This window comes from Streptomyces sp. NPDC092952 (assembly GCF_044754785.1).
Lineage (GTDB): Bacteria > Actinomycetota > Actinomycetes > Streptomycetales > Streptomycetaceae > Streptomyces.
Window position 1 is genome coordinate 52,767 of the sequence record NZ_JBIVPT010000015.1, and the last position, 13,611, is coordinate 66,377.

Here is a 13,611-nt window from a genome sequence, read left to right on the forward strand (position 1 = left end):
ATTCCGCCCCGGACACCGGGAAGAATCACTCTCCGCCCGCCGGGGAAATGCCCCGGCCGGACCGGAACACCTCTCTTTCTACGGTGCGCTTGTTAAGTGCGGACACCCGTACTGTTTACGGAATGTTGCGGGCCCCTCACCAGGTTTCCCGCGCGGGGGCCGGGCGGACGGGGCCGCAGCCGGTGCGCGGCGGCGGCCCGCTCCGCGTGATGGGCCGCCAGCGCCCTGGCACGGTCCGCGTCGCCGCGTGCCACCGCGTCCACGATGGCCCCGCGTTCGGCCCAGGAGTCCACCGGCCGGTCCGGCGGCTCGACCACGTACATCCAGGCGATCTTGTGCTGCAACTGGCCGAGCAGGGCGATCAGACCGGGACTGCCGGACGCCTGCGCCAGCGTCTCGTGGAACCAGCCGCCCAGCGGGCGCAGGTCCTCGCCCTCGCCTCGCAGCGCCCGGTCGTGGCCGAGGCGGACGAGGCCGCGCAACACCTTGAGGTGGGCCTCGGTGCGACGGCGCGCCGCGCGGGCGGCGCCCAGCGGCTCCAGCAGCGTCCGGACCTCCAGCAGGTCGGCCGCCTCCAGGTCGGTGGGCTCGGCGACGCAGGCGCCCGCGTGCCTGCGGGAGACCACGAAGCCCTCGGACTCCAGGGTGCGCAGCGCTTCGCGGACCGGGACGCGCGACACCCCGTACCGGCGCGCCAGCACCTCCTCCGTGAGCCGGCTGCCGCGCGCGAAGACCCCGGAGACGATGTCGTCACGAATCGCTGTGCTTACCGAATGCGCGGGAATGCGCATGCCCGAACCTCCGCCTCAATGCCCGCGAAACGCGGCCGCCCGACACCTGTTCCGTGACTCTATTGCAATGCGGCGGCATTTCCGATGCCGGGCGGGAATTCATGAATATCTTCCGGCCGCGGACCGGTCGCGCTGGAGAGCGGCCACGTTGGAGAGCGGTCACCCGCACCGTGCGGCAGGCACGCCGAAGGCCCCGGACGCGCGGCGCGGGTCCGGGGCCTTCGGTGGAGCGTCCGTCAGAGGGCGGCGCCGTGGGCGCGCAGGTACGCGACCGGGTCCAGGTCGGAGCCGTACGACGGCGTCGTGCGGGCTTCGAAGTGGAGGTGCGGGCCGGTGGAGTTGCCGGTGGAGCCGGAGAGGGCGATCTGCTGGCCGGCGGCGACGCTCTGGCCGACCGAGACCCCGATCGAGGAGAGGTGGCCGTACTGCGTGTACGTGCCGTCCGTCATCCGGAGCACGATGTTGTTCCCGTACGCGCCGCCCCAGCCGGCCTCGACGACCGTACCGGCGCCGACGGCGACGACGGAGCTGCCGGAGGCGGCGTGGAAGTCGACGCCCGAGTGGCTGCCGGAGGACCAGAGCGAGCCGCCGGACTTGTAGCCGGTGGTGACGTACGAACCGGCGACCGGGAGGCGGAAGGCGCCCAGCACGGTGCGCTCGGCGGACCGGCCGACGCGGGCCGTACCGGTGCGGGACTCGGCGGCGCGCTCCGCCGCCGCCCTGGCCTCGGCCTTCCTCTTGGCCTCGGCCTTCTTGCGCGCCTCGGCCTTGGCCTTGGCCTTCGCCGTGGCGACGGCCTGGCTCGCCTGCGCGTCGGCCTGGGCGCCGATCCGCTCGGCAAGGGTCTTCTCGATGGTGAGGACCTGGGTGAGGCCGGTATCCTCGACGGCGGCGGACTCCGGTTCCGCGGCGACGGCCGGGGCGGCCAGACCGCCGATGACACCGGTGGTGGCGAGGGTCGCGACGCCGACGACCTTCGCGCCCCTGCGCGTCAGTCGGCTCGGGGCACGGTGCTTCCCCGTGACACGGGTGAACGCCATGAAGTGGCTGGTCCTTTCCTTCCTTCTCGCCTACCGGGTTAGCTGACGGGTTCGGAGCAGGAAGGTCTCCTACGGACACCCCGGCCCCTCGGGGCTCAGGCGTCCGATTCACCCCAGGGACTACGTGGGTCCCCGGCTCCCCGGGCTCGCGCCGGACGGGGACTCGGCGATGACTGTCCGGTACGCCCCTGATGCGGCATACGAGTGACGAACAGTCGAGCCGACGCTAAACGGCGGCACTTACATCCACCAAACGGACAGGCCGTTTTGTAGCGCATCCCACAGGGCAGACGGGCAACCTCCCCACGGAACGGACAAAAGGGGCGAATCCCGCAAGATCTTGCTTGCGGGATTCGCCCCCATGCCCTGCTGTCCGCCGATTCCCCCTGCCTCGTACCGGTCCGTGGCAGAGGAGAGCCGAGGAGGGCGAGGAGCCGGCGGGTCAGCCGGTGACCACCGACACCTCGCCGATGCCCAGGGCCCGGACGGGCTCCTCGATCCGCGCCGCGTCACCGACCAGGACGGTGACCAGCCGGTCGACCGGGAAGGCGTTGACGACCGCCGCGGTCGCCTCGACCGTGCCGGTCTCCGCGAGGCGGGCGTACAGCTGCGCCTGGTAGTCGTCCGGCAGATGCTGCTCGACCTGGTCGGCGAGGGTGCCCGCGACGGAGGCCGCCATCTCGAACTTCAGGGGCGCGACACCCACCAGGTTCTGCACCGCCGTCTCGCGCTCCGCGTCGGTGAGCCCCTCGGCGGCCAGGGTCCGCAGGACCGTCCACAGGTCCTTGAGCGCCGGCTCGGTGGACTCCGTGTCCACCGAACCGCTGATGGCCAGCATCGCGGCGCCGGTGGCGCCCGAGGCGGAGTCCGGAGCCGTCGAGCGCAGCACCTGGGCGAAGGCCCGCACGCCGTACGTATAGCCCTTCTCCTCGCGCAGCACCCGGTCGAGGCGGGAGGTGAGCGTGCCGCCCAGGCAGTAGGTGCCGAGCACCTGGGCCGGCCACACACTGTCGTGGCGGTCGGCACCGATCCGGCCGATCAGCAGCTGGGTCTGCACCGCGCCCGGACGGTCGACGATCACCACCCGGCCGGTGTCGTCGGCGGTGATCGGCGGCACCGGACGGGGCGCGGCGGCCTCGCCCGACCAGTCACCGAGGGTGTCGGCGAGCAGGGCGTCCAGGTCGATGCCGGTGAGGTCGCCGACGACCACCGCGGTCGCGGCGGAGGGCCGGACGTGGGCGTCGAAGAAGGCCCGGACGGCCGCCGCGTCGATCCGCTCCACCGTCTCCTCGGTGCCCTGGCGCGGGCGCGACATCCGCGCCTCGGCCGGGAAGAGCTCCTTGGAGAGCTGCTTGGCGGCGCGACGGGCCGGGTTGGCCTGCTCGTGCGGGATCTCGTCGAGCCGGTTGCGCACCAGCCGCTCGATCTCGCTGTCGGCGAAGGCGGGCGCCCGCAGCGCCTCGGCGACCAGCCCGAGCGCCTTGGCCAGCCGGGAGGCCGGGACCTCCAGGGAGACCCGGACGCCGGGGTGGTCGGCGTGCGCGTCGAGCGTGGCACCGCAGCGCTCCAGCTCGGCCGCGAACTCCTCCGCGGTGCGCTTGTCGGTGCCCTCGGACAGCGCCCGCGACATGATCGTGGCCACGCCGTCGAGCCCCTCGGGCTCGGCCTCCAGCGGGGCGTCGAGGAAGATCTCGACCGCCACGACCTGCTGGCCGGGGCGGTGGCAGTGGAGCACCGTGAGACCGTTGGGCAGGGCACCCCGCTCCGGCGCGGGGAAGGCCCAGGGGCGGGCGACGCCCGGGGCCGGCTGCGGGTGGTACTGCATCGAAACTCCAGTCGCGGCGTCGGTCACTTGCCGGCTCCTTCCTGCGCGTCGGTGTCGTCGCTGTCCCCGGGCTCGGCCGCCTCGACCGGCTCGTAGACCAGCACCGCCCTGTTGTCGGGGCGCAGCCGGGCCTTGGCGACCGCCTGGACCTCCTCCGCGGTGACGTCGAGCACCCGCTGCACCGCGGTCAGGGCGAGCTGCGGGTCGCCGAACAGCACCGCGAACCGGCAGAGTTCGTCGGCGCGGCCGGCGACCGTACCGAGCCGGTCCAGCCACTCGCGCTCCAACTGGGCCTGCGCGCGCTCCATTTCCTCGGGCGTGGGGCCCTCGGCGGCGAACCGGGCGAGTTCCTCGTCGACCGCGGCCTCGATCTCCGGCACCTCCACACCGCCGGACGTCTTCACGTCCAGCCAGCCCAGCGAGGGCGCGCCGGCCAGCCGCAGCAGTCCGAAGCCGGCCGCCACCGCCGTACGGTCACGGCGGACCAGACGGTTGTGGAGCCGCGAGGACTCGCCGCCGCCGAGGACGGTCAGCGCGAGGTCCGCCGCGTCGCACTCGCGGGTGCCGTCGTGCGGCAGCCGGTAGGCGGCCATCAGGGCACGCGCCGGAACCTCCTCGCGGACCTCCTCGCGCAGCTGCTCGCCGATGATCTCCGGGAGCGTGCCGTCGCGCGGCGGCTGCTTGCCGTCGTGGGACGGGATGGATCCGAAGTACTTCTCGATCCAGGCGAGGGTCTGCTCGGGGTCGATGTCGCCGACCACCGAGAGCACCGCGTTGTTCGGCGCGTAGTAGGTACGGAAGAAGGTGCGCGCGTCCTCCAGGGTCGCGGCGTCCAGATCGGCCATCGAGCCGATCGGGGTGTGGTGGTACGGGTGGCCCTCCGGGTAGGAGAGCGCCGTCAGCTTCTCGAACGCCGTGCCGTAGGGCACGTTGTCGTAGCGCTGGCGGCGCTCGTTCTTGACGACGTCGCGCTGGTTCTCCATGGACTCTTCGTCGAGCGCGGCGAGCAGCGAGCCCATCCGGTCCGCCTCCAGCCACAGGGCCAGCTCCAGCTGGTGCGTGGGCATGGTCTCGAAGTAGTTGGTGCGCTCGAAGCTGGTGGTGCCGTTGAGCGAGCCGCCCGCCCCCTGCACCAGCTCGAAGTGGCCGTTCCCCTTGACCTGGCCGGAGCCCTGGAACATCAGGTGCTCGAAGAGGTGAGCCAGGCCGGTGCGCCCCTCGACCTCGTGGCGCGAGCCGACGTCGTACCAGAGGCAGACCGCGGCGACCGGGGTCAGATGGTCCTCGGAGAGCACCACGCGCAGGCCGTTGGCCAGGCGGTGCTCGGTCGCTGTCAAGCCGCCGGAGCCGGCCTGAGCGGTGGCCGTGTGACCCATGGGCATGTACGTCCCTTCGATCGCGATACTGGATTCCTGCGAGACCTGCCACTTTAAGCAAGCGGACGGACACCTGGCGAAGTTCCCGTTCCGCGGAAGTTCGCGGGAAAGTGGGTCGCTGCCCGCCTCCAGCGGGTCGGAGGACCCTTCCGGCACGGTCCGGGACACCCTTTGGGACGGGTCGAGGTCGGGGTTGTCAGTGCGGCGGTCCACAATGGTCCGCGTCAGAACCTGAGGTTGCCCGAACAGAATCCGTGAAGGAGTCGCAGCAGCGATGGCCCGCCGCAGCACGAAGACCCCGCCGCCGGACGACTTCGAGGAGAAGATCCTCGACATCGACGTCGTCGACGAAATGCAGGGCTCCTTCCTCGAGTACGCGTACTCCGTGATCTACTCGCGGGCCCTGCCCGACGCCCGCGACGGTATGAAGCCGGTGCACCGCCGCATCGTGTACCAGATGAACGAGATGGGCCTGCGCCCCGATCGCGGCTTCGTGAAGTGCGCCCGCGTCGTCGGCGAGGTCATGGGCAAGCTGCACCCGCACGGCGACGCGTCGATCTACGACGCGCTGGTCCGTCTGGCGCAGCCGTTCTCGATGCGGCTCCCCCTGGTCGACGGCCACGGGAACTTCGGCTCGCTCGGGAACGACGACCCGCCCGCCGCCATGCGGTACACCGAGTGCCGGATGGCCGACGCGACGTCCCTGATGACGGAGTCGATCGACGAGGACACCGTCAATTTCCAGTCGAACTACGACGGCCAGGAGACGGAGCCGTCCGTCCTCCCCGCCGCGTACCCGAACCTCCTGGTCAACGGGTCGTCCGGGATCGCGGTCGGAATGGCGACCAACATGCCGCCGCACAACCTGGGCGAGGTCGTCGCCGCCGCGCGGCACCTGATCAAGCACCCGGCCGCCGACCTGGAAACGCTGATGCGGTTCGTGCCGGGACCCGACCTGCCCACCGGTGGCCGGATCGTGGGCCTGGGCGGCATCAAGGACGCGTACGCCCGCGGGCGCGGCACGTTCAAGATCCGCGCGACGGTCTCCGTGGAGAACGTGACGGCCCGCCGCAAGGGTCTGGTCGTCACCGAACTGCCCTTCGCCGTCGGCCCGGAGAAGGTGATCGCCAAGATCAAGGACCTGGTCTCGTCGAAGAAGCTCCAGGGCATCGCGGACGTCAAGGACCTGACCGACCGCGAGCACGGCCTGCGCCTGGTCATCGAGGTGAAGAACGGTTTCGTGCCGGAAGCCGTCCTGGAGCAGCTCTACCGGCTCACGCCGATGGAGGAGTCCTTCGGCATCAACAACGTGGCGCTGGTCGACGGGCAGCCGCTCACCCTGGGGCTCAAGGAGCTCCTGGAGGTCTACCTCGACCACCGCTTCGAGGTGGTGCGCCGGCGCAGCGAGTTCCGCCGGACCAAGCGCCGCGACCGGCTCCACCTGGTAGAGGGCCTGCTCGTCGCGCTGATCGACATCGACGAGGTCATCCGGATCATCCGGTCCAGCGACAATTCGGCGCAGGCGAAGGAGCGGCTCATCGAGCACTTCTCGCTGAGCGAGACGCAGACGCAGTACATCCTGGACACTCCGCTGCGCCGGCTGACCAGGTTCGACCGGATCGAGCTGGAGAGCGAGCGGGACCGGCTCAACAGCGAGATCGACGAGCTGACCACGATCCTCGAATCGGACAACGCGCTGCGCAAGCTGGTCTCCACCGAACTGGCCGCGGTCGCGAAGAAGTTCGGCACCGAGCGGCGTACGGTCCTGCTGGAGTCGGCCGGTGCGCAGGTCGCCTCGGTGCCGCTGGAGGTCGCGGACGACCCGTGCCGCGTGCTGCTCTCCTCGACCGGCCTGCTGGCCCGTACCGCCAACGACGAGCCGGTGGTGCTCGCCGAGGACGCCAAGCGTGCCAAGCACGACGTGATCGTGTCGGCCGTCCCGGCGACGGCCCGCGGCGACGTGGGCGTGGTGACGTCCGCGGGGCGGCTGCTGCGCCTCTCGGTGATCGACCTGCCCCAGCTGCCGGACACCCACGCGGCGCCCAATCTGTCGGGCGGGGCGATGGTCACCGAGTTCCTCACGCTGGAGAGCGACGAGTCCGTCGTCTGCCTCACCACGCTCGACGAGTCCTCCCCCGGCCTGGCGATCGGCACCCTTCAGGGCGTCGTCAAGCGGGTGGTGCCGGACTATCCGGCCAACAAGGACGAGCTGGAGGTCATCGCGCTCAAGGAGGGCGACCGGATCGTCGGCGCCGCCGAGCTGCGTACCGGCGAGGAGGACCTGGTCTTCATCACCTCCGACGCCCAGCTGCTGCGCTACCCGGCGGCGCAGGTGCGGCCGCAGGGCAGGCCCGCGGGGGGCATGGCGGGGGTCAAGCTCGCCGCGGACGCGGAAGTGCTCTCGTTCACCGCGGTGGACCCGGCGGCGGACGCGATGGTGTTCACGGTCGCCGGCTCGCACGGCCTGCTCGACGACTCGCTGCTGACCTGCAAGCTCACCCCGTTCGACCAGTACCCGCGCAAGGGCCGGGCCACCGGCGGGGTGCGCTGTCAGCGGTTCCTCAAGGGCGAGGACAGCCTGGTGTTCGCCTGGGCGGGTGCCACACCGGCCCGCGCCGCGCAGCAGAACGGGGCTCCGAGCGAGCTGCCCGCCCCCGACCCCCGGCGCGACGGTTCGGGTACGCCGCTGCCCAAGCCGGTCGCGGTGATCGCCGGCCCCGTGTAGCCGCCCGTCCGGCGTCGGGCGCGTGTCCTACGCGTCGTCGTCGCCGGGCTGTCGTACGTACCGCAGGACGCCCCACATGCTCCGTTCATGTGCGGCGTCCTGCGTCGTTCCCGGGCCCCCGCTCTCCCGGCAGTCGGCCAGCTCCTTGCCCAGAGCCTCAGGAGCGATGCCCGAGCCGATCAGCACCAGCTGGGTGGCGCGCCGCTCGCCGCGCTTCCAGGGCTGCGGCTCGAACCGCAGGAACCGGCCGACCGCGTGCAGGACGTACTTGTTGGCCCGGTCGCCGCTCCCGAAGTCGACGAAGCCCTTGATCCGGTAGAGCCCCTGCGGCCGGGAATCGAGGAACTCCATCAGCCGGCGCGGGTTCATCGGCACGTCCGCGGTGAAGGACACGCTGTCGTACGCGGCGTGGAGGTGGTGCGCGTGTCCGTCGCCGCCCTCGTCATCCCCCTCCGCCAGGAGCAGGTCCTCGAAGCTGAGCTGACGTGTCTTCTCCTCACCGTCCGGCCGCAGCGCCGGGTCGAAGAGCAGCTCGGGGTCGATCCGGCCGTACGTCGCGGAAACGACGGCGGGGGCACCGCCGGCGCGGGCACCGGCGGCGGCGACGGCCTCCCGGACGCGGTCCTGCTCCTCGCCGCCGACCCGGTCGGTCTTGTTGAGCACGACAAGGTCGGCGACGGCGAGGTGGCGGTCGAGCTCCGGATGGCGCACCCGGGTGGCGTCGAACTCCGCGGCGTCGACGACCTCCACCAGTCCCCCGTACACGATGTGCGGATTGTCGCTGGCCAGGAGCATCCGTACGAGTTCCTGCGGCTCGGCCAGCCCGCTGGCCTCGATGACGATCACATCGAGCCGGGCAGCGGGCCCGGTCAGCGTCTCCAGGAAGGTGTCGAGCTCGCTCGCGTCGACCGCGCAGCACAGGCAGCCGTTGCCCAGCGAGACCGTGGAGCCGACCTGCCCGGAGACGGTCATGGCGTCGATCTCGATGGCGCCGAAGTCGTTGACGATCACCCCGATCCGGTTCCCTGCACGGTTGCGGAGCAGGTGGTTGAGGAGCGTCGTCTTGCCCGATCCCAGGAACCCCGCGAGGACGATGACCGGGATCTGCTGCCTGCGGGGCTGGGACGACGGGTTCAACGGGTACCTCTCTCAGGCGCCTCGGAGTGCGGGGACCGGCTGCGGCGGGCGCGTACCGACGTAGCGGGCCGCCGGGCGGATGATCTTGGAGTCCTCCGCCTGCTCCAGGATATTGGCGCTCCAGCCGACCACTCGCGCCACGCAGAACGTCGGGGTGAACATCTCGCGCGGCAGCCCGCACAGCTCCATGACGACTCCGGCGTAGAACTCGACGTTGGTGTGCAGCTCCCGGCCGGGCTTGAGTTCGGCGAGGATCGCCTCGACCCGGCGCTCGACCTCGACGGCGAGGTCGACGAGCGGGCCGCCGAAGCTCTGGGCGATGCCCCGCAGCATCCGTGAGCGGGGGTCCTCGGTGCGGTAGACGGGGTGCCCGAACCCCATGATCCGCTCGCCCGCGAGCACCCGCTCCCGGATCCAGCCGTCGATCCGGTCGGGGGTGCCGATGGCGTCCAGGGTGTCGAGCGCCCGGCTCGGCGCCCCGCCGTGCAGCGGCCCGGAGAGCGCGCCGACGGCCGCCACCAGGCAGGCGGCCACATCGGCGCCGGTGGAGGCGACGACCCGGCCGGTGAACGTCGAGGCGTTGAAGCCGTGGTCGACGGTCGAGATCAGGTACTGCTCCACGGCCCTGGCGCGGGCCTCGTCCGGTACGGAGCCGGTGAGCATGTACAGGTAGTTGGCCGCGTGCGGCAGGTCCTCGCGCGGCTCCACCGGTTCGAGGCCCCGGCCGATCCGGTGGAGGGCGGTGAGCACGGTGGGTACGGCGGCGCAGAGCGCCAGCGCGTCGGCCCGGCGCTCGTCGGGACCGATGTCGTACACCGGCCGCAGTCCGGCCGAGGCGCCCAGCAGCGAGAGGGCGGTACGCAGACCGGCCAGCGGCCCGCTCGCGGCTCCGGCCCGCGCCAGGGCGGGCAGCATCTCCCACACCTCGGCGGGCAGCCGCCGCAGCGCGGCGGTGCGGGCGGCGAACGCGGTACGGGCCTCGGCGTCGGGCAGCGTGCCCTCGGACATCAGGTACCAGACGTCCTCGAAGCCCCGGGCCCGCGCCAGCTCGATCGCGGAGTACTGCCGGTAGTGGTAGAAGCCCTCGCGCCCCCGGACGTCCCCGAGGGCGGTGTCGGTGACGACGACACCCGCGAGCCCGCGGGGCACGTCGAGAGGCGGGGTTCCACTGGTCGTGGTCGACATTTTTTCCTCCATGTGCACCTGGCGGGTCTTTCTGGGATTGATTTCGACCATCCATGATTGACTTCAATCCTGTCAATGTTGATTGAATCAATATGGATAGGGTTGACGACATGAAGGATCGAGCAGCGTCCGGCAGTGGTCCGGATACGGTGGCCGCCCAGCGCCTCAGCACCCGGGAGGCCGCCGAACGGCTCGGGGTGAAGCCGGAGACGTTGTACGCGTACGTCAGTCGGGGCCAGCTGAGCAGCAGACGCGCTCCGGGCGGGCGCGGCAGCACGTACGACGCTGCGGAGATCGACGCACTGGCCCGGCGGACGAACCGGAAACCGCCCTCCCCCGCCACCGGCGATCCGGTCTTCCGCACCGGCATCACGCTGATCGAGAACGACCGCTACTACTTCCGCGGCGTCGACGCGACCGAACTGGCCCGGCACTACGGCTGCGAAGAGGTCGCCGAGTGGCTCTGGACCGGCGAGCTACGGCCCGGCATCCGCTTCACGGCACCGGCCGAGGCCCTGGCCGCGGCCCGTCGGGCGGTCGACGCGCTGCCCGCGCACAGCGGATCGACGGACCGGCTGCGGGTGGCCGTGGTCGCCGCGGCCACCACCGATCCGCTCCGCTTCGACCTCTCGCGGGAGTCGGTGCTCGCCGCCGCACGAGGCCTCGTCCCGACCCTGGTCGCCGCCCTGCCCGTGGTCCCGGGTGGACAGCGGGACGCCGGGACGGCCGACGGACCGCCCTCCGGAACGGGCGGTCTGGCCAGGCAACTATGGCCGAAACTCACCGCCCTGCCCGCCGACGAGGCGGCGCTCTGCGCGCTGGACGCGGCGCTCGCCCTGCTGATCGACCACGACCTCGCGGCATCGACGCTGGCCGCCAGGGTCGCGGCGTCCGCCCACGCCCATCCGTACGCGGTGGTCTCCGCGGGTCTCGGGGTCCTGGAGGGTCCGCTGCACGGGGCGGCGAGCGGGCTGGCGCACCGCATGCTGATCGAGGTCCTCGAACGGGGCTCCGCCGCCCCGGTGATCGCGGACCATCTCCGTACCGGACGCCGGGTTCCCGGACTCGGTCACCGCCTCTACACCTCGGAGGACCCGAGGGCACGGGCACTGTTCGCCCTGCTGGACCGGGTGCCCCGGGCCGCTGCCGCGCTCGCGGCAGCACGTGACGTGGTCGCCACGACCGCCCGGCACCCCCCCTTGCATGCCAATGTCGACCTGGCGCTCGCCGTGCTCTCGGTCTCCTGTGGCATGCCCGCGGAGGCCGGTGAGACGGTGTTCGCCGTCTCCCGCACGGCCGGATGGATCGCCCACGCCCTGGAGGAGTACGGGGAACGGCCGCTGCGCATCCGCCCCAGCGGCCAGTACAACGGCCCCCGTCCGCCGCAGCCACTGCCCGTCGCGGTGGCGGACGGGCCGCCGCGTTGACCGGCGGTGGTGACGGACGGAGGGGGCCTTCGGCGGACCGTTGCGTGCCGGGCTACACCGCGCCCGCGCCGGTCAGCGCGCGGACCTCGGTCTCCGCGTGCTTGGCCTCGTCCGGCGGATCGACGGAGGTGACCGTTCCGATCCACCCCGCCAGGAAACCGAGCGGAATAGAGACCAGCCCGGGGTTCTCCAGCGGGAAGAACTGGAAGTCGGCCCCCGGGAAGAGCGAGGCGGGGCTTCCGGACACCACCGGCGAGAACACCACGAGCAGGACGGCCGGGATCAGCCCGCCGTAGACGGACCAGACCGCCCCCCTCGTGGTGAAACTCCGCCAGAACAGCGAGTACAGCAGCACCGGAAGGTTGGCCGAGGCGGCGACGGCGAAGGCCAGCCCCACCAGGAACGCGACGTTCAGCCCCTGGGCGAGCAGGCCGAGGGCGATGGCGACGATCCCGATCCCCGTGGCGGCCACCCGGGCCACGACGACCTCGCTGTGCTGCTTCGCGCCGGGACGCCGGAACGAGGCGTAGAGATCGTGGGCCACGGAGGCGGACGAGGCGAGCGTGATCCCCGCGACGACCGCGAGGATCGTCGCGAAGGCGACCGCGGCGACCACGGCGAAGAGGATCGCCCCGCCGGTGGAGCCCTCGCCACCGCCGAGCTCCAGGGCCAGCAGCGGAACGGCCGTGTTGCCCGCGGCGTTGGACGCCCGCACCTCGGCGGAGCCGACCAGGGCGGCCGCCCCGAACCCGAGCGCGATCGTCATCAGGTAGAAACTGCCGATGAGCCCGATCGACCAGACGACCGAACGGCGCGCGGCGCTGGCGGTGGGCACGGTGTAGAAGCGCGACAGGATGTGCGGAAGACCGGCCGTACCGAGCACCAGCGCCAGGCCCAGACTGATGAAGTCGATACGCGCGGTCCACGTGCCTCCGTACAGGAGCCCGGGCGAGAGGAACCGGCTTCCGTGCCCGCTCCGTCCGGCGGCGGAGTCGAGCACCGCGTTGAAGTCGCCGTGGAACCGGACCAGGACCAGAACGGTCAGCACGACCGCCCCCGCCATCAGCAGCACGGCCTTGACGATCTGGATCCAGGTGGTGGCGCGCATACCGCCGAGCGACACGTAGATCACCATGAGCGCCCCGACCCCGATGACGGTCCAGGAGCGGGCGGCGCCGCTCGTCCCGCCGAGAAGCAGCGCCACGAGACTGCCCGCGCCCACCATCTGCGCCACGAGGTAGAGCACAGAGACGGTGACGGAGGACGTGCCCACCGCGATCCGCACCGGCCGCTCGGCCATCCGCGCCGCCACCACGTCGGCGAGCGTGAACCTGCCGCAGTTCCGGACGAGTTCGGCGACCAGGAGCAGCACCACGAGCCAGGCGACGAAGAAGCCGACCGAGTAGAGCATGCCGTCGTAGCCGAAGAGTGCGATCAGACCGGAGATGCCGAGGAACGAGGCGGCCGACATGTAGTCGCCCGCGATGGCGAATCCGTTCTCCATCGGGGAGAACAGCCGCCCGCCCGCGTAGAACTCCTCCGCCGAGCCATGGCGGTTGCGGCTCACCCAGGTGGTGATGGCGAGTGTCACCGCGATGAAGACGCTGAACAGGACGAGCGCCAGCGTCTGGTGGTTGCCGTTCAACGTCCGGCCCCCCGCGTCATCTCCTGCGTCTGCCAGCGCAGATCGAGCGCCGCACGGTCCCTGCGCAGCCGGGCATGACGCGCGTACGCCCAGGTGAGCAGGAAGGTGGTGAGGAACTGTCCGATCCCCGCGAGCATCGCGACGTTCACCGCCCCGACCACCGGTCGGTCCATCAGCCCCGGCGCCGCGACCGCGGCGACGACGTAGACCAGGTACCAGAGGAAGAAGGCGAGGGTGGCCGGGACGACGAACCGCCGGTACCGTCGGCGCACTTCCTGGAACGCCTCGCTGCGCTGCACCTCCACATAGATCTCGGCCGCGCTGAGAGCGCGCCGCGGGTCCGCCGCCCCGGGCGCCCCGGCGTGAGCGGCACCGGCCACGCCGTCCGGCTCGCCCCATCCGGAGGCCAACGCGTCGTACCACGGGTCGTCGAGACGCATCGCTGCGGCCTCACGCCCTG

The 13,611-nt window shown here is 71.8% G+C and carries 10 protein-coding genes and 1 riboswitch; of the genes, 2 read left to right on the plus strand and 8 right to left on the minus strand.

All coding sequences use genetic code 11. The annotated features are described in order from the left end of the window. Positions 1–92 precede the first annotated feature (92 nt). The 4 genes from ACIQGQ_RS28470 to ACIQGQ_RS28485 all read right to left on the minus strand — a co-directional run bounded on the left by ACIQGQ_RS28470 (position 93) and on the right by ACIQGQ_RS28485 (position 5,038). Positions 93–791 carry a GntR family transcriptional regulator gene (locus ACIQGQ_RS28470; RefSeq protein ID WP_402400727.1) on the minus strand — a complete coding sequence of 233 codons (699 nt, stop codon included), beginning with the start codon at positions 789–791 and terminating at the stop codon, positions 93–95. A 236-nt stretch (positions 792–1,027) separates the two neighbouring features. Then, positions 1,028–1,831, minus strand: a complete 804-nt coding sequence (locus tag ACIQGQ_RS28475) for a M23 family metallopeptidase (RefSeq protein WP_402400730.1) — start codon at positions 1,829–1,831, stop codon at positions 1,028–1,030. A gap of 13 nt (positions 1,832–1,844) precedes the next feature. After that, a riboswitch (cyclic di-AMP (ydaO/yuaA leader) is annotated at positions 1,845–2,010 on the minus strand. Between the two features lie 263 nt (positions 2,011–2,273). After that, positions 2,274–3,656 carry a M16 family metallopeptidase gene (locus ACIQGQ_RS28480; protein ID WP_402400931.1) on the minus strand — a complete coding sequence of 461 codons (1,383 nt, stop codon included), beginning with the start codon at positions 3,654–3,656 and terminating at the stop codon, positions 2,274–2,276. Between the two features lie 23 nt (positions 3,657–3,679). After that, positions 3,680–5,038, minus strand: a complete 1,359-nt coding sequence (locus ACIQGQ_RS28485) for a M16 family metallopeptidase (protein ID WP_402400733.1) — start codon at positions 5,036–5,038, stop codon at positions 3,680–3,682. Positions 5,039–5,306: 268 nt separating this feature from the next. On the opposite strand from ACIQGQ_RS28485, the gene ACIQGQ_RS28490 reads away from it, so the two are divergent. Continuing rightward, positions 5,307–7,757, plus strand: a complete 2,451-nt coding sequence (locus tag ACIQGQ_RS28490; RefSeq protein WP_402400735.1) for a DNA topoisomerase (ATP-hydrolyzing) subunit A — start codon at positions 5,307–5,309, stop codon at positions 7,755–7,757. A gap of 27 nt (positions 7,758–7,784) precedes the next feature. On the opposite strand, the gene ACIQGQ_RS28495 is transcribed toward ACIQGQ_RS28490, so the two are convergent. Continuing rightward, positions 7,785–8,894 carry a CobW family GTP-binding protein gene (locus ACIQGQ_RS28495; RefSeq protein WP_402400738.1) on the minus strand — a complete coding sequence of 370 codons (1,110 nt, stop codon included), beginning with the start codon at positions 8,892–8,894 and terminating at the stop codon, positions 7,785–7,787. A 12-nt stretch (positions 8,895–8,906) separates the two neighbouring features. After that, positions 8,907–10,079 (minus strand): citrate synthase/methylcitrate synthase, encoded by a 1,173-nt coding sequence (locus ACIQGQ_RS28500; protein WP_402400741.1) that lies wholly within the window; start codon positions 10,077–10,079, stop codon positions 8,907–8,909. Positions 10,080–10,189: 110 nt separating this feature from the next. Between ACIQGQ_RS28500 and ACIQGQ_RS28505 the strand changes: the two genes are divergently transcribed. Beyond that, on the plus strand, positions 10,190–11,506 hold the full coding sequence (locus ACIQGQ_RS28505) for a citrate/2-methylcitrate synthase (RefSeq protein WP_402400744.1): 1,317 nt from the start codon (positions 10,190–10,192) through the stop codon (positions 11,504–11,506). A 52-nt stretch (positions 11,507–11,558) separates the two neighbouring features. Here ACIQGQ_RS28505 and ACIQGQ_RS28510 read toward each other — a convergent pair whose 3' ends face one another. Next, a complete protein-coding gene (locus ACIQGQ_RS28510) occupies positions 11,559–13,151 on the minus strand; it encodes a cation acetate symporter (protein WP_366296775.1) in 1,593 nt (530 codons plus the stop codon). Then, positions 13,148–13,591: a DUF485 domain-containing protein gene (locus tag ACIQGQ_RS28515; RefSeq protein WP_402400934.1), complete on the minus strand. Its 444-nt coding sequence runs from the start codon at positions 13,589–13,591 to the stop codon at positions 13,148–13,150. The genes ACIQGQ_RS28510 and ACIQGQ_RS28515 overlap by 4 nt, the downstream gene beginning before the upstream one ends. Between the last annotated feature and the right edge of the window lie 20 nt (positions 13,592–13,611).

Coding starts and splice junctions, on each gene's coding strand:
- ACIQGQ_RS28475 (WP_402400730.1), bottom strand. CDS start 1,831: ATGGCGTTCACCCGTGTCACGGGGAAGCACCGTGCCCCGAGCCGACTG.
- ACIQGQ_RS28470 (WP_402400727.1), bottom strand. CDS start 791: ATGCGCATTCCCGCGCATTCGGTAAGCACAGCGATTCGTGACGACATC.
- ACIQGQ_RS28480 (WP_402400931.1), bottom strand. CDS start 3,656: ATGCAGTACCACCCGCAGCCGGCCCCGGGCGTCGCCCGCCCCTGGGCC.
- ACIQGQ_RS28515 (WP_402400934.1), bottom strand. CDS start 13,591: ATGCGTCTCGACGACCCGTGGTACGACGCGTTGGCCTCCGGATGGGGC.
- ACIQGQ_RS28500 (WP_402400741.1), bottom strand. CDS start 10,079: ATGTCGACCACGACCAGTGGAACCCCGCCTCTCGACGTGCCCCGCGGG.
- ACIQGQ_RS28490 (WP_402400735.1), top strand. CDS start 5,307: ATGGCCCGCCGCAGCACGAAGACCCCGCCGCCGGACGACTTCGAGGAG.
- ACIQGQ_RS28485 (WP_402400733.1), bottom strand. CDS start 5,038: ATGCCCATGGGTCACACGGCCACCGCTCAGGCCGGCTCCGGCGGCTTG.
- ACIQGQ_RS28505 (WP_402400744.1), top strand. CDS start 10,190: ATGAAGGATCGAGCAGCGTCCGGCAGTGGTCCGGATACGGTGGCCGCC.